The organism is Paraburkholderia sp. HD33-4 (genome assembly GCF_021390635.1).
Lineage (GTDB): Bacteria > Pseudomonadota > Gammaproteobacteria > Burkholderiales > Burkholderiaceae > Paraburkholderia.
Genome location: NZ_JAJEJS010000002.1, coordinates 1163586 through 1189259, shown reverse-complemented (window position 1 = coordinate 1189259; position 25674 = coordinate 1163586). Strand labels below are relative to the sequence as shown.

The window sequence follows — 25674 nt, the reverse complement described above, 5'->3', positions numbered from 1 at the left end:
CAGCGAACACGTTCGAATCACTGTCGCTACTCTTTAATCTGAACGGATGCCACGCACACAGATGGCATTGGATTTGCCTTCTACCTCAGCCGCATCATCGAAAGATGTTGCGCGGCGAAGTTCGACATTCAGCACCAGACAAACATACGGAGACACCTGAATGAAGATTCTCGGTTCGACAGCGCAGATGCGCCGTCTGGGCGCATTCGCGCTGGCGGTTGCCTGCACCTTCCCGGTCCATGCAGCCGGTGCATATCCCGACCACCCAATCCGGATGATCGTGCCTGCTGCGCCTGGTGGCCTGCTGGACGTCACCACGCGTCTCGTGGCTAGAAGAATGAGCGAGGCACTCGGTGTGTCGATCATTGTCGACAACCGTCCCGGCGGAGAAACGCTCGTCGGTACTCAGGTCGTCAAGAATGCGCCGCCGGACGGCTATACCGTGTTGTCCCAGGCGAATAACATGACTGCCAGACCGGCCTTCTATAAGGACCCCGGTTATGACCTGATGAAGGACTTCGTCCCGGTCGGGCCGATGATTCGCGCTCCGCTCGTGATGCTAGTGCCACCTACCGGGCCTAAGACATTCAGCGAGTGGGTGGCGCAAGCCCGAGCCCAGCCCGATAAGGTAGCGTTCGCCTCCGGCGGCATCGGAACGCCGCAGTATGTTGCGGCTGCGTTGCTACAGCACGATGCGAAACTATCCCTTCTACATGTTCCCTACAGCGGAAACGGCGCCGCGATGCCGGATGTCATGGGGGGACGAGTCAGTATGATCTTCGACGGCTATGGCAGCAGCGTGGGCTACATCAAGTCACAGAAGCTGCACCCGCTGGGCGTGACGTCAGGCAATCGGCTGGCCGACCTTCCGGGCGTTCCGACGATCGCCGAACAAGGCTATCCCAACTACAACTACTATCTTTGGTTGGGTCTATTTGCGCCTACCGGCACGCCGCCCGATGCGGTACAGCGACTCTCGGAAGCGTTGCACAAGGCGTTGACCAGCAAAGACCTCGCGGAGCGCTTCCGCACCGAAGGCTCCGAACCGATGATGATGACGCCCGCGGAGTTCGGAACGTTCCTCAATCGCGATCTCTCCCAGATGTCCCAACTCGTCAAGCAAGCGGGTATCCAGAAGCGCTAGTTCTAACTCGCCTAATCACCACTCATCCCTACGCGCTCTCGCCGGCCTCGTGCCGTCGACGCGCCACGTGCTTTCGCACCCGCACCTCCGGAACTGCCCATGAAAACAAGCGCGCCCTCAGAAATCCAACAATCGAGGCCCTCCTTATCGCCGGAATCCGGCAAGACTTACGTGCTCGTGCACGGCGCTTATCATGGCGCCTGGTGCTGGAAGGAAGTGGCTCGCCGGTTACGTTTGCACGGACACACCGTGTACACGCCGACTCTTACCGGACTCGGCGAGCGATCGCACCTGCTCGCCTTTCGTCCAGGTCTCGAGACGTTTATCGAAGACGTCGCTCAAGTCATCCGGTTCGAGGAACTCTCCGAGGTCATCCTCGTTGGTCACAGTTTTGCGGGCCCGGTGATCTCCGCAATCGCTGACCGAATGCGGGACCGCATCCGGCACCTGGTCTTCCTCGATGCACTCGTGCTGCGCGCGGGAGAATGTGCAGCGGACCGCTCGCCGCCGGAACGCATGGCGCTATACCGGCAACGTGCAGACGTAGCCAATAACGGGCTTGGTGTTCCTCCCGTCCCGCCGGAATATTTCGGCATCACCGACCCGCTGATCGGCGCCTGGCTTAAAACAAAGCTGACGCCGCAGCCGGTGCAGACCTACGAAGACAGACTCACGCTGATCAATGAGTTAGGCAACGGCCTCCCCGCGACCTACATTGCGTGCACGAACCCGCTGCATCCCACTACCGTGCGATCGCGCGAGCTGGCGAAAGCTCAACATGAGTGGCACTACCTTGAACTGCCCACCACGCATGACGCGATGATTACGATGCCCATAGAACTCACGGAGATGTTGCTTGCGACCGCGTAGTTACAGGTCTGGCAAGCGAATCCGATGCGCGGCAGATCGCTTCTAGCAAGCTACGCCGGTCACATCATGGGATCGAGGTGTGCGCGGCGGACCGATGCAGCGCACACCTCTACCGTTAGAACTTGTGACGAAGCGCGATGCGGACGAGGACTTGATTCTTCGTGGTGGACGCATCGGGTGCTGCCGCGCCGCCCGTACCAAACGTATCAGGTGCGATGGAGGCGACAGTTGCGTCACCTGCCGCCCGTTGGTATGCGCCCAGCAAGTAGACATCCGTGGTCTTGCTGAGGCCGTAATCGCCGATCAACTGCACTTGATGATATTTCGGACTCGCGCCAGTGGACCTCAGTTTGCCATCGGTGAAACTGTAAATCCCGGCGAGCGAGAAGAACGGAGTGAAGAAATAGATTGCGTTAGCCTCGTAATTGTCGAAGGTCAGGCGATCAGTAGTCGAATCGAAACTGGTATGGCTGTAGACAAGACTGACCCTGCCCCCATTGAACGCATAAGCGCCGCCAACACCCAGAACGTCGGAGCGTACCACCGGGGAAGTGAGTCCGTTGACCTGCAACGCGCCCGTGGTGCTCAGATTGATGTAGTCACCCGACACCGCGCCCACCGTATTGCTGTTTGGTGTATTCAGGTGCATATAGGCCACGCCTGCGCTGAAGGGGCCCCCGCTGTACGAACCCCCTACGCTCCACACGCGGTTGTTAGCGAACCCGGAATTAGGCGCTCCGGTGTTCGCGCTATTGCTGAAACCGTACAGACCGCCGAATTTCAGGCCGTGAAAATCAGGGCTAGCGTATTTGACCGAATTATTGATACGAAACGAGTTAACGAAGTTGTCATTGTCGAACGGATGTGAAAGACCCGTGTATGGGATGCCGCTGAATTGCTGGACGTAGTCCACTACCGAATCGTACTGCCTGCCCGCTGTCAAGGTCCCGTAGGTGTTGCTACTAAGACCGGTGTAGGCTTGACGCCCAAACAGGCGACCACCCTGTCCCATCGTGCCGTTCGTCAGTGAGAAGCCGCTTTCGAGGCGAAATATTGCCTTCAGCCCGCCGCCCAGATCTTCACTTCCCAATAGACCCCAGCGGTTGCCCTGGAGCACGCCGGATGACATGTCGACATTGGCCTTTCCCCCGTCGTTGCTGATGTAGTTGATGCCGACGTCCAGCACGCCATAAAGCGTCACACTGCTTTGCGCATAGGCCGATCCTGCGGCCATTCCCAGCGCGGCCAGACATATCGCTTTCTTCATAATGTTTTAGTCTCCTAAGTTTCATCACGGCGTTTCGGTTTTTGATGGGCCCTTGACAGGCGATCACACAATGCAAGGTGCATGCCGACCGTCAAGACAGGCCAACCGCTGGCGAACCGTGAGGTTTTATCCACTCAGGCGGATGTCGATGTTGCTCTTGCAATCAAAATTGATGTCTCCGTCGCGAACAAAGCGTCTGCCACAGAGACAAACCTCGCTTTTAGCGTGGGAATTTTTTGGCTGTAAATTTGAAATAACCGCCACCATCGTTTTCCTTCACATCGAAAAAAAGGACCCCGAAGTTTGCACCCCGGGGCCCTTTGACGGTGGTCGACGACACTCTCAGATTCTGACGTTCCGCCTCCTGTACAACAATGTCGCCTTCATTTCCTGGGCGACTGAACCATCCTGTTTGACGCACTTCCGTTCAAACGTGACGATGCCACGGTCGGTCTTGCTGGTATCCTTCTTGTCCAAGACACGCGACACCAGGCGAATCGTGTCACCATGTAAGACCGGCTTGAGCATCCGCCAGTTATCGATCTGAAGTAGCGCAAGCAGCGTTCCGTCATTGACTCCGCTTGCATATTGGAGGCCGCCCATGACCGCGTACACCAGAGGTCCATGCGCGATCGGCTCACCGAATTGCGTCTCCTTGCAGTATTCGAAGTTGGTATGAACTTCGTTGAAGTCACCGGAAAGGCAGGCAAAGTTCACGATGTCCGTTTGCGTAATCGTTCGGGCCGGGGAAACCAGTTCCTGGCCGATCTCGAAGTCCTCGAAGTAACGGCCGCGTGGCGCGGATTGATGGGTCATAAGAATTCCTCGCATATAACGATGACAGGTGGTGGCAGTGCGCAGAGCTCAGTACGAGCGCGGCATCTTCAATACGTGCTGCCCGATATAGTTCAGTACCATGTTGGTCGAGATGGGAGCGATCTGAAAGATCCGGTTCTCGCGGAATTTCCGTTCGATGTCGTACTCGACCGCGAGCCCAAAGCCACCATGCGTCTGCATGCAGGCATTAGCCAGTTCCCACGATGCCTCTGACGCCAGCATCTTTGCCATATTCGCTTCGGCGCCGCACTTCTCCTGGCGGTCGTACATTTCGGCTGCCTTCCATCGCAAAGCATTAGCGGCTTCGAGATGGGCGTAGCCGCGAGCGATCGGAAATTGCACGCCCTGATTCGCGCCTATCGCACGACCAAAAATGACGCGCTCGTTCGCGTATTTGACCGAGCGGTCGACAAACCATCGGCCGTCGCCGATGCATTCCGATGCAATCAGGATCCGTTCCGCGTTCAACCCGTCGAGCAGATACTTGAAGCCCTTCCCTTCTTCGCCGATCAAAGCGTTCGCGGGAACCTTGAGGTTGTCGTAAAAGACCTCATAGGTATGGTGGTTGAACATCACTTCGATTTTTCGCACCTGGAATTGCTTCGGATCAACATCGCGCACATCGACCAGAAAGCACGAAAGACCTTGGAAAGGTTTGGCAGGATCTTCAGGAGGACTCGTACGGGCCAGCACGATAAGCATGTCGGTATGCGCCGCACGCGAAGTCCAGACTTTCTGACCCGTGATATACCAATGATCGCCCTCACGCCTCGCACGCGTTTTTATTTTCGACGTGTCGGTACCGGCATCGGGTTCGGTAACGGAGAATGACTGAAGTCGCACACGGCCGGCTGCCACCTCGGTCAGCACGCGGTGCTTCTGATCCTCAGAACCATGACGCGCAAGAATGCCCATCATGAACATCTGACCATGCAACATCGCACCTGCGCCGCCCGACCGATGAATCTCCTCCGTGATCACCGAGGCTTCTCGCACCCCTAGCCCCATGCCGCCGTATTCGACTGGGATCATCACGGTATGAAGCCCTGCATTCATCGCATCCTTGATGAATTCGTGCGGATAACCGCCGCTCTTGTCGAGCTCACGGTAGTAGGCGTCGGGGTAGCGCGAAGTGATTGCCTGAGCGGCCTGAAGCACTTCGTCCAGAGTGATACGGGTGGCGGAATTGGAGTCTTGCATGGCATTGTTCGCAGTGTCGTTGGAGCCTTTAGTCTCTAGCGATGACGGTGATGTGTCGAGTCGCTTTTTTTACGCGCCTTGGTAAGTTTTGTTGACGCTGGGTCGGCGATAACATGGGGTTCCGTTCAGACGCTCGACGAGCTTTGGAAACCAACACATGTAAATGCGCGTCGCTGACAGGATCTGCGCGACGCAAGATGATGGAGGGGCGCCCTTGCCGATGCACGGCAACCATGAAGCATGACGCGCTCAATGGCGCGTCATGCTCAGATACGCGGACAAAGCGTATCGACGAGGCTTCCTGCGCTCGCGAGCCGATCGACTTGCCAGAGCGTATCGAGCGTGCATCTAGCCGCGGAGGCGTCCCCCCAGGAGGCGTATAGCTCAATGAACTTCGCCTCAAGCTCTGCGTCGGAAAGCGGATTTTCCGCATGCCCTCTAGGAAGCTCCTGAAGATGGCAGTATGTCTCCCCGTTCTCCGCTTGAATGCTGATCCGGGTCTGCACGCGAGTCGGGAACGCCGCCGTCATCGCCTCCGAACTACTCACACGGATCAGGTTCATCAGATGTTTCGTGCGCGCGTCGGCAAGGCGTTCCGGCTTGTATGCACCGGGGACGAGCTTTCCCTCCTGCAGCGTGACAGCGATCGTATACGGCAGACTGTGGTCGGCGGTCTCACGCGTGCGGGGCGCCCATCGGTGATCGTCGCTGCCCATCGCGCGATAGGCGGCGGCATAGGTCTCAACATGGATCTCACGAATCGTCTCGATAGGCACTCTTTTGTGCAACTCGATGGCGGCATCGATAGCGGACTGGCCGTGGTAGCAAACCGGATGAAACTTCAGATGCGTCGCGGTGATCCACGGTGCGCAGGCATCGACTTTCCACTCGAACGGATTGACCAGATCGAACAAGCCGCCCGCGCCCTCAACGACGGCCGCAGGGCCGCTGACGTTGTCCCGAGCCAGCAACGCAGCAAATATGCCGTTGCGCGCGCCGTTCGGTCCCGCACAGCCTTTCCAATCTGAAAGCGTTCCGCAGCGTACGTTATAGAGGTGAAGATTGGGCGCGAGCGCAAGCGAGATCGCATGCGCAAACTGCGCTTCAGAGAGGCCCAGCAGTCGTCCTGCGCCCGCTGCAGTGCCGACCGCCGCGCATGTCGCCTGGTCCAGGGCCAGCGATGCAAGTGCGACGCCATCGCACAGTCCGCAATAAACCTCATAAGCCACCACGATCGCGCTGGTTAGCGATGCCCCGGATTGCCCATGAGCTTCGGCAACGGCGACGAGCCCCGCGATCATGTCGCTGGGATGACCCGCGCTTTTGCCGAGAAACGTGTCGCTATAGTCGAGGTAGCGAACCATCGTTCCATTCGCGAAGGCTGCCATTTCAGACGACGTGGTCGCGCCGCTGCCCCAAATGCGTGCAGCGGGCACAGCGGAATATCGCGCAGCGAAGCCACGGATCCGCTCGCAAAAGGGTTCCCGATAAGCCGCTGCCGCGCACGCCACACTATCGATGAGCCGTCGCTTGCACGCCTCGATGGCCGACGTGGGAAGAGAATCAATATCCGTCTCATGAGCAAACCTTGCGAGCCGCGCGACCGTGCCCGTCATGATGCATCCCCCCTCAGTGCCCGCACGACATCGGTGACATCGTCCAATGACTCCAGATGCCGGCACATCTCCTTCACCTGCTTTATTTTCTCCCCCGACGGGGGCGCGACGGCAAACGAAGCGCAATCGCTGAACTTGTCGAAGAGGTAATCCCACGTCATCGGCGTGTCGGAACCGCCCGGCACGTCATTGGCCGCGCGGCCGAACGTGCGGCCATCGCGCGTGAGAATCTCAAGACGCCCCTCTGGTAACTTCATCTTCCAGTCGAACCGCTCGTCCAGTACCGGAACGACTTTTTGCGCGGTTGCCAGCACGCGAGGATCGCGCAAGCGCTCGCCGGTGAAGTCCGCGATGCTCACTTGTCCCCGTGTCGCCGCGACGGCAACACAAAAAGGGATGCTGAACTTGGCGTCGGCCAGCGTTGCCGGCTTGCGTCGGCTATCCAGCGGCAGGCACAAGCGGTTCTGAAAGTCACCGACATGCACGCGTATCTGCTCAATATCCTCCAGTGCCAGACCTTGTTCTTTCATCAGTTCGATCGTGCCGTGTATGTAGGGATGCGACGCGCCGCACGAAGGCCACGGTTTGTAGAGAATAGAGCCCCCTGCGTAGTCTCGGCCCAGGCCGAGCAGCATCTTTTCCTTTTCGTATTGGCCGTCGAAATAAACGTTGAAAATCCCCGCCTTGCCTTCGAACACCGTCTGGATTCCGGTGATGTCTTGCGCGGCAAGCAGAGCCGCGAGCACCGCGCCTTTGCTGCTGAAACCCGCGTACATCCCTCGCAGATCACTACCGACCCCGTAGGCCAATTCCATCGTCCCGCACGATTGCATGCTAGCGATGCCAAATGCGTTCGCCAGTTGCCGCTGGCTCAGCGACAGAATGCGACCTGCGCTGGCGGTCGCCGAAAACACGCCGAGCACCGTCGTCAAATGCCAGTCCTGCTTCCAGCCGACATTGCGCCGCAGTCTAAGGAACATGTCTTGCCCCGCCGCAACCGCGGTGATCATGTCCCGCCCCGAGACACCGCCCACGCGCTCAGCCAGTGCGAACGCAACGGGCACGATCGAACTGCTCGGGTGATGGCCTTCGGGCGCATGGTCGTCGAAGTCCAGACAGTGCGCCATCGCTCCGTTGGCGAAGGCGGCCATCATCGCCGGTGCGCGCCCTCCAAAGCCCAATACGGTGCTTTCCGCGGCGCCGCCACTCTCCATCACAAACTTCGTGAGGCCGCGTACCGCGGGCTCGACGCCGCTCGCGGCGAGTACCACACCTAACGTATCGAGAATGCTTTTCTTGGCCGCCTCGACGGCGTCCCCCGGAATGTCCTCGAATCTCGCCCGGCTCACGAAATCTGCAAAGTCACCTGCAATGTCCGTATGAATGGTCATGACCAGTTAAGCGCGCGCAGCGCGACGAATCAATGGGCTTCCAGTTTCAGAGCCGCCGACGGGATTGTCGAGTCGCTTTTCGTTCAACACAGGTAAGCAGCACTTACGCTCGCTTGCGGTAAGGACATCTGACTCTTGCCCCCAGTAAAGCCGACTTGACGGTATGAAGCGCGCAGACCGAGACTTCGCTCGTTATTGACTCGCTTCCGGAGACTTTCACATGGACCTCGCTTACAGGCTCGCCAGCAGCGCAACTTCCCGTCGCTTTGCCGACCTCTCCTCCGCGACTGTCGACGCCACCATCGATGCTTTGATCGACAGCCTCGCTTGCGCGCTCGCCGGTACCAACGCGCCGGGATTGGCGCAAGCACGCGGTGCGCTGAGCCGGTGGGGCGACACCGGCAGCACCGTGTGGGGCGGCTTTGGAGACGCACCCGCGCCCATCGCCGCGTTTCTGAACGCGGGAAGCATGCATGCGCTTGACTATGACGACACGGACGACAAGGTTCCCCTGCACGCGAACAGTGTGGTTCTTCCCGCATTGCTGGCAGACATGGAAGAGAGCCGCCTGGACTGCCACGGACACGCGTTCCTCGCGGCCCTTGCAGTGGGTCTCGACGGCGCGATGCGCGTTGGTCGCGCGGGCGGTCCGAAGGGCTCGCGCGGCTGGAATTACAGTGTGATCAGCGGAGGCATCGGGGCGGTGCTGGCCATCGCCAACCTGCGTCGGTGGGATACGGATCTGACCGTCAGCGCGCTCGGACATCAGCTCGCGCAGACAGCCGGGACCTTGCAATCCATCATTGATGGGTGTCTCGCCAAACGCTTCCAGCCCGCCATGATGGCAAAGAATGTGCTGATGGCGGCCGCGCTTGCACAGGCGAGGATCGATGGTCCGCGCAATGTATTCGACGGCAAGGCGGGGTTCATCAGGCTGTATCAGGACGGCGAGTTCGATCGGGAATTGATCGAACCGGGTCTTGAGCGGTGCTCCCTCGTCGAGGACCTGAGCCTCAAGCCCTATCCGGCCTGCAGATTCACGCACGCTCCAATCGATCTGGCGCTGCAAATGCACGCGCAGGGCATCCGTCCAGGCGACATCGGACACCTTCGCATCCAGGTCAGCGCTCAAGCGGTCAACATGGTCGGACGGCATTTCGCCTCGAAGACGGCCAATGTCGTCGATGCACAGTTCAGCATCGCGTATTGCGTCGCGCGAGCGCTCGAACGCGGCAAGCTTCGGATCGAGGACTTTAGCGAGGCATCGGTCCAGGAGGAGCGTGTCGGAGCGTTCGCCGCGAATCGTATTACGATCGAGGTGAACGACAAGGTTTCGTTCCTCGGCATGGTGCCCGTGTTATTCGACGTGCAGCTAGCGAACGGGCAACACCTTGAATTCAGAGCCGACGAAGTATCGGGTAGTCCGGCAAAGCGCATGACCGCCTCCCAATTGCACGCGAAGGTTTCCGACTGCCTGAGCTTCAACGGTGTCCGCTTCAGCGCCGACGAGTTGATTTCAACCGTTCGGCAACTGCGCATGGACGCGCCAGTTTCGAAAGTGTTGGCGCTGCTCGCCTGATGGACCCGTGCGCGCGGTTTGACGCCGCGCGCATCGTTTGGCCAGTTTCCGTGCGATTTCGATAAAGCGGATAAGAGTAGGCCATGGGCTTCCCCGCTCACGCTATACAAAAGCGACTTCGGCTACGTCGATACTGTCCAGTTGCCATATCTGCTCTCTCAGTCTCCGTGCCTGATCGTGACCTACCACCGGCGTGCAAAGCGCATCGAACTTGCGATTCAAGTCGTCGTCGCTCAGCGGGGATTCCGGATCACCGCGGCGATGCGTGACGGACCCGGAAACTTGACGCCCGTCGATGATCGTGACGGTTACACGCGCGCACCGTCGGGCTGGGAAGCTAGCGGACATGACAGTGTCAGTTTGCAGGGTGCACCGGCTCATCAACGAGCGAACGCTTTCATCGTTCATCCGCTCTGACGCGAAGGCATCGAGTCCGACACTGCCGTGGATCAATGCGTGACTCACTGCGAAAGGCAAGCTGAATTTCGCCTCGTAGGAATTACGAGGATCAAACCGCCCGGTCGCATCGATAGCGGTCTGGTACGTCTCGACAAGAATTCGCTCGACAGCGCTCAGCGCAGTGCCGTAAGTAGAGCGGAGCGACAACGTGGCATCGATCGCGGGGAACAGATGCCCACAGCACGCGTGCACCTTATGCGTGATCCGCGCGATGTGATACGTCGCCCCTAGCTCGTGCGTGGCCTGTGCCCAGACAGGCGCATCGGCCATTGCCGCACCGAGGCCGACCTCCCCTTCGAGAATATCAAGTGCGCCCTTGACACCGCACGATGCAGCGAGTGCCGCGCGCACACCTACGGCGGCCGCATGGCCCGCATGCAGGGGCTTGGTCATCGCATCGGAACGCAGGGCTTGCTGGAGCCCGGACGCAAATGTTGCCGCGGTCGCAAGCGCGTGAGCAATGGTCTCGGCATCGCCCCTGGCGACCAGGACCGCTGCCGCCGCTGCCGCGCCAAGACACCCCATCGTGCCTGTTGCATGAAAATATCGAACGTGCGAAGGCTGCAGTGCCGCGCCGACGCGCGTCGAAATCTCATACCCTGCGACGATCGCTTGAACGAATGCCCTCCCGCTGGCTTTCTTCGCCTGCGCCACTGCGAGCGCGGCCGCGATGGTCGGACTGCCGGGGTGATAAACCGCTTCACGATAGATATCGTCGAATTCGACCGTATGAGCGGCGCTTCCGTTGATCCACGCGGCGGTCGGAGGAAACGCCGTCGTGCCGAAACCCAGCACCCTGCTTTGTCCCACGCCGAGTTCGTCGTGACACGCCTTTGCAAGCAATGTCGTGGGTGGCCGCCGAGTGCCCGGGTACAGGGACGCCACCCAGTCGAGCACGGCGCGCTTGGCGTGATGCATGACATCGGCATCCCCGGCGCTATTCGACTCCGCTGCCGCGTACGCGGCGAACTCGTGAAGCAACGTCATGTTGTCGATCCCACTCGAGAAGTCTGTGCCAGTCTGCAGCGCAGCCGTCTGTCGCGTCAATTCAGATTGAGTGGGGTCTTGCGAAAGCGCTTCTTACCATGCAAGGGCGGAATATCGATACCCCCGAACTGCGACCCTTTCGGGGAGGCCGTGCACTCCAGTCGATCGGATCGATCGATACCATTGCTATACGTCCAGACGAGAGTGGCAGGTAACCTTTATCGTTAGCCTGATATCCTGATTCCGGCCGCGCCGCCGAATTCACGCCACTTCGCGAGTTCCTTGGTCACGAACTCACGAAACGACGTTGGTGAGCCCGTAGCAGGTTCGATATAGAAGGACTCCCTCATTCTCGAGGCCACATCTGGCATGGCCGCAACTTCGTTGAGTGCCTGGTTCAGCCGTGCAACCGCTTCGCTGGGCAAACCAGCCGGCCCGACCAGACCGAAGAATGTATACGGCTGCATTTCCACCAACCCCTTTACACGCATGTCAGATAACGCCGGTACGTTGGGCAGGTATGTTTGCGATTGCGATGCCACAACCATGATCGGCCTGACCTTCCCCGCCTTAATGAGCGGCATGGCAAAAGGCGCGGTGATCATTCCGACGGGCACGGTGCCCGCTGCAATTTCCCTGATCGCCTCGGCGTCCGATTTGTACGGGATCTGTGTCATCCTGATCCCGGTTACATGCATGAAGTACTCAGCTTCGAGGTGACTGGCACTTCCGAGCCCGGATGATTCGAAATTGAGCTCGCCGGGATGAGCCTTTGCGTACGCGATCAACTCATCTATTGAGCGAGCTGGAACGGATGGGTTCACCAGGAACACGCCCGGCTGCGTACCGATGAATCCGACAAAGCTGAAAATCTTCAACGGATCATAACCGAGGTCCGTGCGGACCGCCGGTGCTTGTGCAAGGGAACTGCCGGTACCAAGATACAAGGTGTATCCGTCGGCCGGCGCGAGCTGAAGCGATCGGATTGCGGAGAGCTGGTTTGCACCCGGCTTGTTCTCGACGATCACTGACGTATGCAGCACCTGAGACAGCTTTTGTGCATACAAGCGGGCCACGGCGTCGGCGGCGCCTCCCGCGCCGAAGCCCACGATAATTGTGATCGGTCTCGTCGGGTAAGACTGCGCATCGGCATTCGCATGAAAAAGTAATGCGAGGGCGAAGCAGAGCACACCCCACGATCTGAGGGATTTCAAGTGCATGCCGTCTCCTTGGCGGTGTTTGGTCACCGGCTTCACATCGAGCCGGGGCGAGTCTATGTTTTCAGTTGACTCACCCAGCGCCTTTTGCAAGCGCTATGCCAGCACAGGTCACGCACATGTGCTATCTGCGAGTGTCCGTGGTCAAAGCGAAGGAATGGCCGCGCATGAGACGACGGCGGCTCTTCGTCTCTGTCGCCGCCGAGGACACGCTGTCTGACGTAAATACACTCCGCGTTCGCCATAAGAATTTGCGCATGCCGCTTACGGAAGAGCAGGCACATTCATCGGGCTACGCGGCGCCGACGAAGCAGTTGGAAAGCGACGCGCGCGGTGCAAACGACCGTCATCGCGCTAACCAGAAAGACAGCACGCAAGCCAGTGTGGCCGCCAGCCGATCCGAGCGCCGGACTGCGCGCCTGCTACCAGACCGACTACGAAGGTCCCGAAGCCAAGACCGTGGCTAACATGTAAAGGAAGAACCGGAAGCGCTATGCCAATGATCGCGAAGCCTACCAGCGCTGCCGTCATTACCGGCATCAGCGTCCGGACAACAAAATCTCCGGCAGCGCTCGCCAGACGATGACATGCGGCATGGGTTGATCCTCCACTGATCGAGTACGACAAATGGGCTCTTAATCTGTACGCGCCTATAGCATGGGCGTCAGTACACTGGCTTGTGGGACGGAAAAGAACTTCGTTGATATTTACGTCGTCAGGCTGGCTGATGGCGAAGGCGACAACCGCGACTGGCAAAAAACTAACCCTCATAGGTGCCGGGATGCGGCCCGACTCGGCCGGTATCGCCTCGGTCCAGGGTGTCGATAGCCGCCATCTCCTCCTTGCCGAGTTCGAAGTCAAAGATGTCCATGTTTTCGCACATACGTTCGGGACGGACGGACTTAGGAATGACGATGTCTCCGCGCTGTATGTGCCAGCGCAGGATGATCTGTGCCGTCGATTTTCCGCGCCCGCTGGCGATGTTGGTGATGATCGGATCGCTTAGCGGTTCGCGGTTGTGACCTAGTGGGCTGTGCGCCTCGATAGCTATCCCGTGCTGCAAGCAGGTTTCACACGTTGCACGGTTGGCAAAATACGGATGCAACTCGAACTGGTTCACGACTGGCACCAGCCCGGTCTCACCAATAATGCGCTCCAGGTGTGCGGACAGGAAGTTTGAAACACCGGCACTACGGAGCCGACCATCGCTGACCAGTTCCGCGACCGCCTTCCACGTCGTTACATAGTCACCACTGTAGAGAGTCGGGAGAGGCCAGTGGATCAGGAACAAATCGAGTTGTTCGACACCGAGATTCTTGAGTGTCTGTTCGAACGAGCGATATACCGCGTCGGGGGCGTGATTTCCGTTTGCGAGCTTGCTCGTTACGTATAGATCGTCTCTCGAAATACCTGATGCGGCAATGGCTTGTCCGACTCCGCGCTCAGTGCCGTAGGACTGCGCGGTGTCGATGTGTCGATACCCAGCCTCCAAGGCCTTTGCGACAACGCTGGCGGTGATCTCAGCATTAGCGGTGCTGGCATCCCTGTTCGGTTGTACCGCGAGGGTTCCAAATCCGAGTTGCGGGATAGTCATTCCGTTCGAGAGCGTGATCTGAGGGACGGTGGTTGGCTTCAGGTTCATGATTGCGCTAATTGGTTGTACCGGGCGTTGTATTGTTCATTGGTGGCTTTGTTCGTCCACGCGACGTTCCTGCCATCCACCATGCCAGTAATTGCAAAGGTGTGTCGTCGCGTTGGTAGGTGTAGTTGGAGATGTCGCTAGCCACGCGGAGGAACTTATGACCCGCCGCCAGTCTCGAGGTCGCGTAAATTGGACACAGCGATACCCTTACATTTTGTATCCGGGTCTTTTGTAAAGTGTGTCTGGACGTGCCTCGATATCGGGACGATAGACGTCCTGCTTCCATCGGTCTGCAGCGACTTCCTCAAAAGCTACCGAGACAGACTCTGCCCCGTATCCCAGGATATCCATCACATCACGGGTGATTGCCTCGGCGAGGCGTCGCTTTTGTTCCTCGGTCTTCCCGGGCCACGCTTTGACGATGACATGCGGCATGGGGTTGATCCTCCATTGATTGAGTACGACGAGCGCGAGCGAATCTTTACGCGCCGATAGCACGGGCGTCAGTACGCCTGGCTCGTAGGACGGAACAGGACTTCGTTGATATCCACATCGTCCGGCTGGCTCATGGCGAAGGCGACAACCCGGGCAAAGGAGCTGGCGGGAATCGCTTTCTCGTAGGTCGTAGCCATGCCTGCGGCGACGTCCTGATCGGTGATCGTCTCGATCAGTTCGGTGGCGACCGCGCCCGGCGAGACGATGGTCGTGCGGATGTTCCAGGGCTTGACTTCCTGACGCAGCCCTTCCGAGATTGCCCGGACCGCCCACTTCGTCCCCGCGTAGACCGCGCCGCCGGGACCGACTTTGTGACCCGCGACCGACGACACGTTGATGATCTGCCCGGATTTCTGGGCCTGCATATGCGGCAGCGCAGCCGCGATGCCGTACAGCACGCCCTTGATGTTGACGTCGATCATTCGATCCCACTCGTCGATCTTGAGCTTGTCGAGCATCGAGCTTGGCATCAGGCCGGCGTTGTTGACAATGACGTCGATCCGACCATGCAGTTCGACAGCCCTTTCGACCAGCGCCTTGACCTGATCGCGGTCGGTCACGTCGGTCTGCAAAATCGCTTTCGCGTCGAGTCCCAGCTCGCTGGCAAGGGCCTGCAGCCGATCAAGACGGCGCGCGCCCAAGACGAGTTTGGCTCCTAGCGTCGACAGATGGCGCGCAGTTTCCGCACCGAGACCGCTACTGGCGCCAGTAACGACGACAACCTTGCCGTTGATGTTTTCAGTCATGAAGCTCTCCTTCCTTTTCGAAGCATTGCGCAAACGCGTCCAGCGGAGGATCCGCGGAGGCACATTGCTACTACCGTTTTAGTCGACCGCTCCGCTCAATCGCTGCCCACCGGAGCTTGCTAATTACGTGGCTCGCTTGGAAATGACGTCCTTGAATACAGGCAACGCCGAAAAAACGTTTGGCCACCCCGCATAAAAGGCGAGTTGGGTCAGCATCTCAGACGCCTCGTCCCTGGTCAGGCCGTTGTCCATTGCGCGGTTCAGGTGATACGGGATTTGTGCGACCTGACCGTTCGCAACGAGGGCGCTGACCGTGACCAGACTTCGATCGCGTGGCGCGAGTCCCGGGCGCAACCAAAGGTCACGGAAAAGCACGTCGGTCGTGTATCGAACGACGCCCGGCGCGACAGCGCCGAAATTCTCCTCCACCGTCTGCGCGCGCTGCTTTTCCGCAGCATCGTTTAGCGGCAGCAAGGCCACGTCGGCGGGAGGAAGCTGGTCCACGCCAATGTTTCGTTCGTCGAAAATATGTTTGACGATGACCGAAGCCGCAGTCGCGTTGGCCCATCCCGAGTAGAAGGCCAGATGCGTGACGATCTCGGATAGCTCCGCGGGCTTTACGCCGTTATCGAGCGCCAGCCGGAAATAGAACGGCATTTCCACGGTCTGGTTGCGCGCAATGAGCACCGAAAGGGTCACGATGCTACGGTCACGAGGCGACAACTGCGGTCGCTTCCACAGGCCGTTGAGGACGGTCTCTCTCGTATAACGTTCGAAGGCCGGAGAAACCGACTTCAAGTCAGTGAGCGACGGTGAGTCTTGCATCAATTCACTCCTTTGCAGGTGCGCGCAGGCTGGGATCAGGATTGTCACGGCTCCCGCTGCTGCCAGCGACGGCATCCGCGCGAGCCATCGCTTACGGGTGACGGTACTGTTCGTCCGTGACCCGTTCGAGCCAGTTGACGTTCTTGCCATCAAGCGCCTCCTGCAGCGCAATATGTGTCATTACGGGGAACGAAGTGGCTACTTGCCTGTGCTTAGCGCGAGGCGAGCCGTCTTTTCCTCCCCCCTCCGGGATCCACGCACGACTGGACGCGATGATCGGCGTCTTGCGGCCCGCGCGCTCGGCCGGAGCGAAGCCGCTCCCCCTGCAGCTGCGGTGGCTTGAAGGAGGCGATCGATGCACGATTGGCCGCTGAAGCGCAGGGTTGCTCGGCTACAGGGTCAAGGGATCTCAAGCACTGCCGCGATGATGACCGCGATGGGCTTGATCAGTTTTGCTCGCCGCTGCCGAGGTATTGCTCATCGCTCACCTTCTCCAGCCATTCGACGTTCTTGCCGTCGAGCGCTTCCTGGATGGCAATATGCGTCATCGCCGTGGTTGCAGTGGCGCCATGCCAGTGCTTATGACCCGGCGGGCACCAAATGACGTCGCCTGCGCGAATTTCGACGCGCGGCTCGCCTTCACATTGCGTCCAGCCGCATCCGGCCGTCACGATCAGCGTCTGGCCGAGCGGATGGGTGTGCCAGGCGGTACGGGCGCCCGGCTCAAATGTGACGCTCGCGCACGAGACGCGCGCCGGCGGTGGCGGAGCGTTGAGCGGATCGAGCCGTACCGTGCCGGTGAACCACTCTTCCGGGCCTTTTTTCGAAGGCTGTGAGCCCGCGCGTTTCAGTTCCATGATTGATCCTCTCAATGTGCTGTAAAGGCGTAAGAGCCGATGTCGTTAATCTAACTGTTGTTCATTCATGCGACTAGATGGCAATATCGGCATGCCCTTATGCTGTGGAGCATTAATCAATGGAAGACTTCAACGCCAAGCTGCGCAGCAGCCCTTGTGTCGGCTCTGGCCGAAGTGTGCTCATTGGCGACGAGGAAGGTCTCGGGTAAGAACCGGCCATTCGGCTGACGGCTTCGCAAGATGAGGGAACGTCACTAACCCGCCGGACTTCATGCTTGACGCTCTGCAGTCCGACGTTGACCTTGGGAAACAATCGGCCCTTGAACGGTCCGCCTCGGGCAGAACTCGACCTTGAACTGCCCTTCGATCCGAAGTCCGCTCTACCGCCGCCTCCTGGCGGGATTTGCCTTTCGAATGTCCGCGGGACGCGCCCGGCGAAGGGCGAAGGGCGAAGGGCAAAGGGCACTTCACGGCCATCCAGCACCAGCGATCCAGTCCGGAGACGCCGGCCGATATGCGATCTCCTGCTCGATCGGCGCGACAAGATGCGCTCTAGTGGGAGCGCAGCTAGCGCCCTCATCTCCTGTCGTCACACTTAAGCGCCTTATGTGGAATGGTAACAGTCTCCACGCGGGTAAATGATGACATTACAATATGCTTTCATACTCTGCGATCGGAGAGCATCCAATGCTTCTATTTCACCATGGCGCAGCGATTCAAGCGTCAACGATAAGGGACGGCAACACGTTCGTGGCCCGCGCCTGCATCTTGAAGGAGGACGGCGAATCTACCTCACTGGGTGATCTTGGTCAGTTTGCAAGCCAGACCTGTGGGTACGAGTTTGCTGTGCGCTGTGCTTGCGCGTTTGTGGATGGCGTACCAATACCTCGCTCCCCTTTCGGCAGGTCATCAGCTTTGAACCAGGCAGCAAATAGCTAAGGCCGTATCGCGGGATCCGGCAGGCATCCCTAAAGCAGTGAACGACTGCCTTCACCGCGACTCCTGCAATCGGTCAATTCAAACGCCGCCACGGATACATGATGTACAAACCACTGTTAAGCCGTTTTCAGTACACCCGCAAGTACGGCAAGCGACGGAGATACGACATAACGATCAACCTCGTGCAAAAGGCTTCCGGTGTTTGCGCGTACGCAGCATGGGTGCATTTCGAAGCTGAATTCAAGGGTTCAGGGCTGATGCTCCCACTCGTTGCCAACACACTCGATGCCGCTGCACAGGAGGCTCAGATGCGTGTCCAGAAGGAGATTGACGGTCTGATCGGCATCGTCGAGTAAAGACGAACGCAAGTGAAATGGTGGTTGGCGCTTCTTCCTGCTTGCCGCACAGGCGATCGAAGCCGATCATCCTCCGCTTGCAGAGAAGCTGTGTTTTGCGAGTCCGCACAGGATGCGCCACACGCACGCGACCCACTCCTGGCGTGCGAAGCGGCCGAAAATCATCAGCATCAGAGCACGCGTCACGTAGTCGCAGATTGCGCTCGCCAGAAGGATTGCGAGAAACAGCGCAGCGACGAGTAGGCCCGCAACGGGCCAACTGTCCGTATAGATGTTGAAGTGATGCCAGTCTGGTCCGCCCTCGAAACGCAGCGTCTTGTCGAACATAGACCCTCCCGTTGTCGGAGAAACTACATCGCTGGGCAGGCAGATCCGTTCGTGTCCTCTAATAGGAGATGTAAAGACTGACGATTTCGATCCCTAAGTGTCAATACCATGATGTCCACTTGAGGTAACGACCCGCTCGTGTATCGCCTTGCAATGCCGAACGAGGGTCGGCCGCGACAGCACGTAGCGCTTCAGCGGCGTATCGATGTCGTAGTAGTAGATGTTCGCGACGCAGCCGTAGATCGCGGCATCGACCGTGGCCGGCTCGGGCCCGAAGACAAAGCCGCTGTCGCCGAGCAGATCGGCCACGACGCGCAAATCGCCGATACCGCGCTCATACACCTGATCCGGCTCGTAGCGGCCGATGCCCTGATAGTGATACCGCAGCCGGTTGTACTCGCTCGCGGCTTCGAGCGCACTCGCGGTGACTTCGGGGTGCGCCGCCATGAAGGCGTTGCAAAACGCCGGGCGAAAGCGCTCGTCGCGCCAGCGCGAAAAGCTCATCGGCCAGTACAGGTCGTCGAGCGTGCGCCGCACCAGGAAGTCGAGATTCGCTTGCCCCGTGGAAAGCGCACTGTCGATGCGTATATCGTACTTGCGCTTCAGGTAGCCGATGATCGCATCGCTATCACCGATTGATTCCTCGCCGTCGACCAGATACGGCAACTGTCCTCGCGGCGCCTCTTTCGTATCGAGAATGTGCTTGTGCTCGAAGTCGAGCCCGCACAAGCGCATGAATGCATAGACCTTCAGGCCAAACGGATTGTTGTCGGCGACGCCGAACAGGTCCGGGTACGAATAGAGCGTCGGCATGGGGCTCTCCCGTGATGGAGACGTGATGCGGCCGGCGTCGAGGATGTTCGCGGCCGGGCGCAATGCGTGATCGTGACACATGAATAGCCGATTCGACTGTGACCCAGCGAACGCCGCCAATCCGAATGAATGCGATGAGCGCCGCCGGCATGGCCAAAGACGGGATGAAAGAAGACGCGATGAATCATGACGGCATGGCCGGAGATGGAACAAAGAATGTCGAGGGGAAGCAGCAGTGTCGATGCGAAGCGAGCCGCCGGCCATTCCCACCACCTCGGACCACTCCACGGTGCTCACGGCCGCGTCTCAGCTGCCATCGGGCATCCCCTGTTCGTGACTTTCGGGTGTCACGCCACGCCGCACGACGGTCGCCGCCGCGAGCGCGCAGGAATTGACACGCGCGGCGAGGCTGTCCGCCCGGCTCGTCAGGATGATCGGCACGCGCGCCCCGACAACCAGGCCCGCGCTTGCTGCTTCGCCGAGAAACTCCAGTTGCTTGACCAGCATGTTGCCGGCCTCGAGATCCGGCACGAGCAGGATGTCCGCGTGTCCCGCGACGGGCGACTTGATTCCCTTGATCCTCGCAGCGCGGACGGAAACGGCGTTATCGAAGGCGAGCGGGCCATCGACCAATGCGCCCGTGAGCTGCCCGCGCTCGGACATCTTGGCAAGCGCCGCCGCGTCGATGGTCGAGCGCATGCGGGGATTGACGGTCTCGACCGCGCACACCACCGCAACGCGCGGTTCGGCGACACCCAGCGCATGGGCGAGGTCGATCGCGTTCTGCGCGATTGCCTGCTTCTGCTCAAGATCGGGCGCGATATTGACTACGGCGTCGGTAACGATGAACGGCCGTTCATACGCGCGCGTTTCGACGAGGAAACAGTGCGACACGCGTTTATCGGTCAACAAACCTGAACCGGGTGCGAGCACCGCGCTCATCAGTTCGTCAGTGTGCAGGCTGCCTTTCATCAGCGCGTCGGCCGCGCCCTGCGCGACCAGTTCCACTGCGCGGGCCGCTGCGGCATGGCTGTGCGGCACGTCTTCGATTTCGAAGCCTGTGAGGTCGACCCGCAACGTGCGCGCCAGCGCGTCGAGCTTCGCTCGTGGCGCCACAATGACCGGCGTAATGAGGCCACCTCCCGGTCCCGTGGCCGCCACAAGCAATCCTTCGAGACTCGTCGCATCGCACGGATGCACGACGGCCACCCGCAGCGGACCGGCGTTGCGTGCCAGTCGCACTATGGCCGAGGCCCCGGCGTCGGCGCACAGCAGACCGGGGAGCCGGTCGGCCGCGAGCGCGCCCGCGAGCCCGGCGGCTGCGTCGTGTGGAGCTTGCGCCCCGGCTAGCACGGCAGCGTCGCCGGCGCGGCGATTAGCGTTCGAATACATAGGTTCCGGGTGCATCGTCAACCCCATCAATGATCTCGCGCGCGGCCACCTCACCATCCGAGTGCTCGCGCAGCCACTGGCTCCAGCGCGGCCACCACGAGCCTTCGACGGGTTCACACTGGCTCACGAAGTCATGCCGGCTGCGGTAGGGCTCGTCGGGCGCGCGCGTCGCACAACGGTAATGCCGCCCTGCGTGACCCGGCTCGGACACGATACCTGCGTTATGTCCACCCGCGGTGAGCAGGAAGGTCAACTCGGGAAGCTATGTTCGAAGTCACCGTCCGGTGACGAATGCCTGACATGGATGGTGGATTGGAAACCGCCGTCTTGCGCCGCATCCGTCTGGACGCTCACGGACTATGTTCCTTGCCGCACATTTGCCGATAGGGTCATCGAAGACTCCTTGAGTTTTCACGAGCGAATTCTGACTACGCGAGCGCGCCGCTGCGGGGGCCACAGGTCATTCGACAACGAGATCGTCGACGACCGCGCACACGCCGGGCGCGCTCCACGCCACGCCGCGCGCGACCGCGCGTTCCGCGTAGGAGCCCACTTTGCCCGTCAGCGTGACTGTTCCATCCTTCACCTGGATGCCGATGTGCTTGACTTCGCGCTGCGCGTGACGCTGCATCGCCTCGCCGATTTTTTCGACGATGTCCTCGGACACAGCCTTGCTGCGCACCTCGATCTCATTGGTCATGCCGCGCAGGCCGCGCATTTGACCGACCGCACGCGCGACGATATGGCGCTGGTAGGCCCAATCCACCGAGCCCGTGAGCGTGACCCAGCCCTTTTCCACCTGGACCTTCACCGAATCGTCGGGCACGGCGACGCTCCAGTGCAGAATCGCGTGGACCGCGTTGGCCACTTCTTCGTCGCTGTGTTCGTGGTGCTTTGGCAACCGGACCTGCATCTCGACGACCACCGCCTTCACACCGGCGACGCGCTGCGCCGCTTTCTCGGCCGCGAGTTTCTCCGCGAAGCTCGGCGGATGACCGGAAAGCGTGACGACCCGGTTCGTCACCTCGACACCGATATCTGTCGCGGTAACGGCTGGATCCCAAATGAGTTCCTCCTCGACTTCCCGCTTTAGTTGCCTGTCGGTTTTCATCACGAGTCTCCTTGTGGTGCATCGTCTTCGACGAAACGTGGCTCACGTCGTCACCACACAGATTCGTCCGGCGGCAGGGTTAGGTCTCTGATGCAGATCAACGGTGCGCGTGTTCGTAGTCGTAACCTGATCTGAAACTTCTTCACTGACTTGTTCCTTTCCTGCGAGGTCGCCGAAGCATGACGCTCCTGTTGATCGCACTGAATGCGCTGGTGTTCGTACTCGAGGCGCGTGGTCCCGCCTCAGTGATCGCGACAACCGGTGGGCGCGTGCAGGCTGCTCCCAGGCACCTGAACTCATGCGCGACGCAGCACCGTATCCATCACAACGGAGCGAGCTGACTTCGCCGGCGTTATATCAGCCATTCCATTTCCCGCCGCGCCGCCATTCTGTTCCGGATCTTCTGCTCGAACGCCTCGCGTTTCGCGCCGTCCATTCGCCTGTACAGGTCGCGGCCGGTTATCACACAGGTCGCGAGTGGCGGGCGGCCGGCAGCTAGCGACATCTGGTTCAGCGCCGGCACACTGCCCCGCGCGCCTTCGCAACAGAACAGCGCGAGGTGCCGGATCTGTGCGCCGTAACGCTCGAGCCACGCGCGAACCGGCGCACACGCACTGCTTGCCCACACTGGCGCACCAACGATCACCACGTCATAGGCAGACACGTCCAGCGACGCCGGCATGACCTCGACGTGTCGATGGCAAATTGCGTCGATCGCCGATCGGATGTAGCCGCGCGCCCCCGCCCGCGGGGCGGGCGCGCCGCGTTCACGGATCGCTTCGATATCGGCACCCAGCTCCAATGCGAGCAGCTCGGCGACACGTCGTGTCGTGCCACTGCGCGAGTAATAAACGACGAGAATCCTGCGATGCTCGGACATGTTCAGTTTTCCTCTTCTGGGACCGACGTTCGGCACGACACCCGCGAAGCCAGTTGGAAGCTATTCGGCGATATCGACTTCGTATGCGTGGAAGTGGCGTCCCGAGTCCCGCTCATCCCGTAGCCATGTCGCGACATGGTCGTCGTGCGTCGAGTACGTCACCGCCACCGTCATGCCCATGTCGTGAACCGCCCGGCCGAGCGCCGCGCCCAAACCACCCATGCTGCCTGTGACCAATGCCACGCGTTCCTTTCCCATATGCATTTCTCCGTCCTTCGGTGCTTTTCACTGTATTGGCGCCCGGCCGCTGCCGGTTGACCTGCATCAAGCGGCGCGCAAACCGACAGCGCTTGATCTGCGTCAAGAGCCGCACCCGCGCCACTTCTAGACTCGATCTCAACACGGGTTGCCCGCCCGTTCCTCACGTTCTGTCACGGAGCCCCGGCGATGAGCTACAAAAGCATTCTCGTTCACCTCGATACGAGCGTTCGTACCCACCCCCGCCTGGAGATGGCATTGAAGCTCGCGCACCGGTTTCACGCCCGGCTGACCGGCCTCTTTTCTACCTACGTGCCGCCGCGGCAAGCATTCTTCGTGATGGCCGGCACCGCGGAGTATTACGCTGAGCACGAGCGCCAACGGCACGAGCGGGCCGGCGAGCTGGAGCGGCTGTTTCATGCAGAACTCGCGCGTTCGAAGCTCGACGGTCAGTGGATCGCTGCGAACGGCTATGCAAACGACGTCGTGCCGCCATACGCGCGTCTGGCCGATCTGATCGTGCTGGGACAGTCGGACCCGGCCGACCCCGAGTCTTTCGTCGCCGAGCAGTTCGTCGAGCACATCGTGCTGTCAGCCGGACGTCCGGTGCTGCTAGTGCCTGCGGCCGGCACGTTCGCGCCGCCGGGCCGCCACGTCCTGATCGCGTGGGACGGCAGCCGCGAAGCCACCCGTGCGATCAACGACGCGCTGCCGTTTCTCGCGCATGCAGCGAAAGTGACGCTGCTGACGGTCCATTCGGCCAGCGATCAGACGATTGTCGACAGGATTCCTGGCGCCGACATCGCGCTTACCGTCGCCCGTCACGGTGTGAAGGTCGAGGTGCGGGAGGTAACTGTCGAAGACGACACTCCGGTAGGGGACGCGCTGCTGTCGCAGGTGTCCGAACTCGGCTGCGACATGATCGTGATGGGCGCCTACGCGCATTCCCGCCTGCGCGAAGTCGTGCTGGGCGGCGCGACACGCACGATCCTGCAGTCGATGACCGTGCCAGTCCTGTTGTCTCACTGAAGTTACCGAGGCCGCCCTCCGAGGAGACCGCCATGTTTCACCGAATACTTGTCGCGCTGGATGGCAGCGATACTGCCTCACGTGCCTTCGATGCCGCATTGAAACTCGCCGCCGAATCCGGTGCCGAGCTGATGCCACTCTATGTGATCGACTTACCCGTCTTCGCGTACGACGCCCCCGGCTTCGACCCATGCGTGATCCACGATGCCTTCGCCAAAGAGGCCAGGCGGATCTCGGTTGACGCTCGGAGCAGGATGGCCGCGCGCGGTGTCGAGGGTACGCCCCGCACGGTCGAAGCCGCGATTCCCGGCGAAGACGTTGCGCAGCGTATCGTCGCGGCCGCAATGGAATGGCAGGCCGACGCGATCGTGATCGGCACACACGGCCGCCGCGGCGTGCGCCGACTCGTGCTCGGCAGCGTCGCCGAGCGCGTGCTGCGCAACGCCCGCTGCCCGGTTCTGCTGATTCCCGGCCGAGCAAGCGCCCCCGCCTCCGACTCGACTGTTACGGCCGCCGCCGATAAGGAACTGACATGAGCTATAAGACTGTGCTCGTCCATCTCGATGACAGCTGCCGCTGCGACACGCGCGTCAACCTCGCGCTCGCGCTCGCTCAGCGCTGGGAGGCACACCTGATCGGTCTGTACACCGTGTGTCAGGACCTCACGAGACCGCTATCCGAATGGAACGAAGAACTGATGGCGCGGCTCGCCGCGCAAGCGGCCGAGCGCCGGCAAACGGCTCAGGACCGGTTTCTGGCCACAGCCGAGCGCGCCGGGTGGGCAGCGGAATGGCGTGCCCCTGAAGGGCAGCCGGTCGACGTGACTACGCTGCACGCGCGGCACGCCGATTTGCTGGTATTGGGCCAGCCCGATCCGCACGACCCGCAGACCTACGTCGACCGGCAATTCGTCGGTGAAGTCGTGCTCGGCGCCGGCCGGCCCGCGCTCGTGATTCCGCATGCTGGCGCGGTGCCGACGCTCGGCGAGAATGTGCTGATCGCGTGGGACGGCAGCCGCGAGGCCACACGAGCGATCGCCGATGCGCTGCCTCTGCTCAAACGCGCTCGCTTCGTTGCCATCGACGTCGTCAAACACGCGGACGACTACGCCAACGTGCCCAGCGCAATCGACGTCGCCGCATGGCTCGACTCTCACGGCGTACGCGCGTCGTTCACGACTGCGCCGCGCCACGGCATCGTCAGCACGGGCGCGACACTGCTGAACCGGGCGGCGGATCTGCATGTCGACCTGCTGGTGATGGGTGCATATGGGCACTCGCGCGCGCGCGAACGCGTGTGGGGCGGCGTCACGCGTACGATGCTCGAATCGATGACCGTCCCCGTGCTGATCGCTCATTGACGGTTGGCGCAGGCGGCTTGAGCCAGGCCGGCTGCGCCGAGCTGGCAGTTCCGCTTCAGGGCCGGGAGGGACCGGAG

The 25674-nt window shown here is 60.6% G+C and carries 24 protein-coding genes and 4 pseudogenes; 9 read left to right on the top strand and 19 right to left on the bottom strand.

Annotation, left to right across the window (positions count from 1 at the left end; all coding sequences use genetic code 11):
* Positions 1-160 precede the first annotated feature (160 nt).
* Together L0U84_RS25255 and L0U84_RS25250 are read left to right on the top strand one after the other, a co-directional pair.
* Positions 161-1144: a Bug family tripartite tricarboxylate transporter substrate binding protein gene (locus tag L0U84_RS25255; RefSeq protein WP_233853717.1), complete on the top strand. Its 984-nt coding sequence runs from the start codon at positions 161-163 to the stop codon at positions 1142-1144.
* Between the two features lie 99 nt (positions 1145-1243).
* Entirely contained in the window at positions 1244-2014 is a 771-nt protein-coding gene (locus L0U84_RS25250) for an alpha/beta fold hydrolase (protein ID WP_233853716.1), read from the top strand.
* 115 nt (positions 2015-2129) lie between these two features.
* On the opposite strand, the gene L0U84_RS25245 is transcribed toward L0U84_RS25250, so the two are convergent.
* On the bottom strand, positions 2130-3281 hold the full coding sequence (locus L0U84_RS25245) for a porin (protein ID WP_233853715.1): 1152 nt from the start codon (positions 3279-3281) through the stop codon (positions 2130-2132).
* 81 nt (positions 3282-3362) lie between these two features.
* On the opposite strand from L0U84_RS25245, the gene L0U84_RS25240 reads away from it, so the two are divergent.
* Entirely contained in the window at positions 3363-3527 is a 165-nt protein-coding gene (locus L0U84_RS25240; protein ID WP_233853714.1) for a hypothetical protein, read from the top strand.
* Positions 3528-3623: 96 nt separating this feature from the next.
* On the opposite strand, the gene L0U84_RS25235 is transcribed toward L0U84_RS25240, so the two are convergent.
* From L0U84_RS25235 to L0U84_RS25220, 4 genes are all read right to left on the bottom strand, one after another.
* Positions 3624-4097, bottom strand: a complete 474-nt coding sequence (locus L0U84_RS25235) for a MaoC/PaaZ C-terminal domain-containing protein (RefSeq protein WP_233853712.1) — start codon at positions 4095-4097, stop codon at positions 3624-3626.
* A 48-nt stretch (positions 4098-4145) separates the two neighbouring features.
* Positions 4146-5318 carry an acyl-CoA dehydrogenase family protein gene (locus L0U84_RS25230; RefSeq protein WP_233853710.1) on the bottom strand — a complete coding sequence of 391 codons (1173 nt, stop codon included), beginning with the start codon at positions 5316-5318 and terminating at the stop codon, positions 4146-4148.
* A gap of 266 nt (positions 5319-5584) precedes the next feature.
* Positions 5585-6934 (bottom strand): MmgE/PrpD family protein, encoded by a 1350-nt coding sequence (locus L0U84_RS25225; RefSeq protein ID WP_233853709.1) that lies wholly within the window; start codon positions 6932-6934, stop codon positions 5585-5587.
* Positions 6931-8325 (bottom strand): MmgE/PrpD family protein, encoded by a 1395-nt coding sequence (locus tag L0U84_RS25220; RefSeq protein ID WP_233853708.1) that lies wholly within the window; start codon positions 8323-8325, stop codon positions 6931-6933. The genes L0U84_RS25225 and L0U84_RS25220 overlap by 4 nt, the downstream gene beginning before the upstream one ends.
* A gap of 220 nt (positions 8326-8545) precedes the next feature.
* On the opposite strand from L0U84_RS25220, the gene L0U84_RS25215 reads away from it, so the two are divergent.
* Positions 8546-9904: an MmgE/PrpD family protein gene (locus tag L0U84_RS25215; RefSeq protein ID WP_233853707.1), complete on the top strand. Its 1359-nt coding sequence runs from the start codon at positions 8546-8548 to the stop codon at positions 9902-9904.
* 102 nt (positions 9905-10006) lie between these two features.
* On the opposite strand, the gene L0U84_RS25210 is transcribed toward L0U84_RS25215, so the two are convergent.
* The 8 genes and pseudogenes from L0U84_RS25210 to L0U84_RS25175 form a co-directional block, all read right to left on the bottom strand.
* Complete coding sequence (locus L0U84_RS25210) at positions 10007-11350, bottom strand: MmgE/PrpD family protein (RefSeq protein ID WP_267939960.1); 1344 nt, start codon at positions 11348-11350, stop codon at positions 10007-10009.
* Between the two features lie 224 nt (positions 11351-11574).
* On the bottom strand, positions 11575-12660 hold the full coding sequence (locus tag L0U84_RS25205; RefSeq protein WP_233853703.1) for a Bug family tripartite tricarboxylate transporter substrate binding protein: 1086 nt from the start codon (positions 12658-12660) through the stop codon (positions 11575-11577).
* A gap of 667 nt (positions 12661-13327) precedes the next feature.
* Complete coding sequence (locus L0U84_RS25200; RefSeq protein WP_233853701.1) at positions 13328-14209, bottom strand: aldo/keto reductase; 882 nt, start codon at positions 14207-14209, stop codon at positions 13328-13330.
* Between the two features lie 207 nt (positions 14210-14416).
* The gene (locus L0U84_RS25195) at positions 14417-14644 is read right to left on the bottom strand and encodes a tautomerase family protein (RefSeq protein WP_233853698.1); all 228 of its coding nucleotides are present in this window, start codon (positions 14642-14644) and stop codon (positions 14417-14419) included.
* Positions 14645-14712: 68 nt separating this feature from the next.
* Entirely contained in the window at positions 14713-15450 is a 738-nt protein-coding gene (locus tag L0U84_RS25190) for an SDR family oxidoreductase (protein WP_233853697.1), read from the bottom strand.
* Positions 15451-15573: 123 nt separating this feature from the next.
* A complete protein-coding gene (locus tag L0U84_RS25185; RefSeq protein WP_233853695.1) occupies positions 15574-16275 on the bottom strand; it encodes a carboxymuconolactone decarboxylase family protein in 702 nt (233 codons plus the stop codon).
* 91 nt (positions 16276-16366) lie between these two features.
* Positions 16367-16489, bottom strand: a pseudogene (locus tag L0U84_RS25180) ((R)-mandelonitrile lyase); the annotation flags it as partial.
* A 232-nt stretch (positions 16490-16721) separates the two neighbouring features.
* The gene (locus L0U84_RS25175) at positions 16722-17132 is read right to left on the bottom strand and encodes a (R)-mandelonitrile lyase (RefSeq protein ID WP_233853693.1); all 411 of its coding nucleotides are present in this window, start codon (positions 17130-17132) and stop codon (positions 16722-16724) included.
* A 1040-nt stretch (positions 17133-18172) separates the two neighbouring features.
* Here L0U84_RS25175 and L0U84_RS25165 point away from each other — a divergent pair.
* On the top strand, positions 18173-18427 hold the full coding sequence (locus tag L0U84_RS25165) for a hypothetical protein (RefSeq protein WP_233853691.1): 255 nt from the start codon (positions 18173-18175) through the stop codon (positions 18425-18427).
* Positions 18428-18455: 28 nt separating this feature from the next.
* Positions 18456-18566, top strand: a pseudogene (locus L0U84_RS44245) (site-specific integrase); the annotation flags it as partial.
* 281 nt (positions 18567-18847) lie between these two features.
* Here the strand turns inward: L0U84_RS44245 and L0U84_RS25155 are convergent.
* The 6 genes and pseudogenes from L0U84_RS25155 to L0U84_RS25130 form a co-directional block, all read right to left on the bottom strand.
* The gene (locus tag L0U84_RS25155; RefSeq protein ID WP_233853690.1) at positions 18848-19567 is read right to left on the bottom strand and encodes a glutathione S-transferase family protein; all 720 of its coding nucleotides are present in this window, start codon (positions 19565-19567) and stop codon (positions 18848-18850) included.
* A 306-nt stretch (positions 19568-19873) separates the two neighbouring features.
* A complete protein-coding gene (locus tag L0U84_RS25150) occupies positions 19874-20959 on the bottom strand; it encodes a bifunctional enoyl-CoA hydratase/phosphate acetyltransferase (protein WP_233853689.1) in 1086 nt (361 codons plus the stop codon).
* A pseudogene (locus L0U84_RS25145) lies at positions 20943-21212 on the bottom strand (poly-beta-hydroxybutyrate polymerase); the annotation flags it as partial. The pseudogene L0U84_RS25145 and the gene L0U84_RS25150, both read right to left, overlap by 17 nt.
* A gap of 207 nt (positions 21213-21419) precedes the next feature.
* Entirely contained in the window at positions 21420-22070 is a 651-nt protein-coding gene (locus L0U84_RS25140) for a BON domain-containing protein (RefSeq protein WP_233853688.1), read from the bottom strand.
* Between the two features lie 352 nt (positions 22071-22422).
* Positions 22423-22950 (bottom strand): flavodoxin family protein, encoded by a 528-nt coding sequence (locus tag L0U84_RS25135; protein ID WP_233853687.1) that lies wholly within the window; start codon positions 22948-22950, stop codon positions 22423-22425.
* 63 nt (positions 22951-23013) lie between these two features.
* Positions 23014-23208: pseudogene (locus tag L0U84_RS25130) on the bottom strand (SDR family NAD(P)-dependent oxidoreductase); the annotation flags it as partial.
* Positions 23209-23397: 189 nt separating this feature from the next.
* On the opposite strand from L0U84_RS25130, the gene L0U84_RS25125 reads away from it, so the two are divergent.
* Genes L0U84_RS25125 through L0U84_RS25115 form a run of 3 tightly spaced genes read left to right on the top strand, consistent with a single transcriptional unit; the run spans position 23398 to position 25597 of the window.
* Positions 23398-24237 (top strand): universal stress protein, encoded by an 840-nt coding sequence (locus L0U84_RS25125; RefSeq protein WP_233853686.1) that lies wholly within the window; start codon positions 23398-23400, stop codon positions 24235-24237.
* Positions 24238-24269: 32 nt separating this feature from the next.
* Positions 24270-24773: a universal stress protein gene (locus tag L0U84_RS25120; protein WP_233853684.1), complete on the top strand. Its 504-nt coding sequence runs from the start codon at positions 24270-24272 to the stop codon at positions 24771-24773.
* Positions 24770-25597 (top strand): universal stress protein, encoded by an 828-nt coding sequence (locus tag L0U84_RS25115; protein ID WP_233853683.1) that lies wholly within the window; start codon positions 24770-24772, stop codon positions 25595-25597. Before L0U84_RS25120 ends, L0U84_RS25115 begins: the two co-directional genes overlap by 4 nt.
* The last annotated feature ends 77 nt before the right edge of the window (positions 25598-25674 follow it).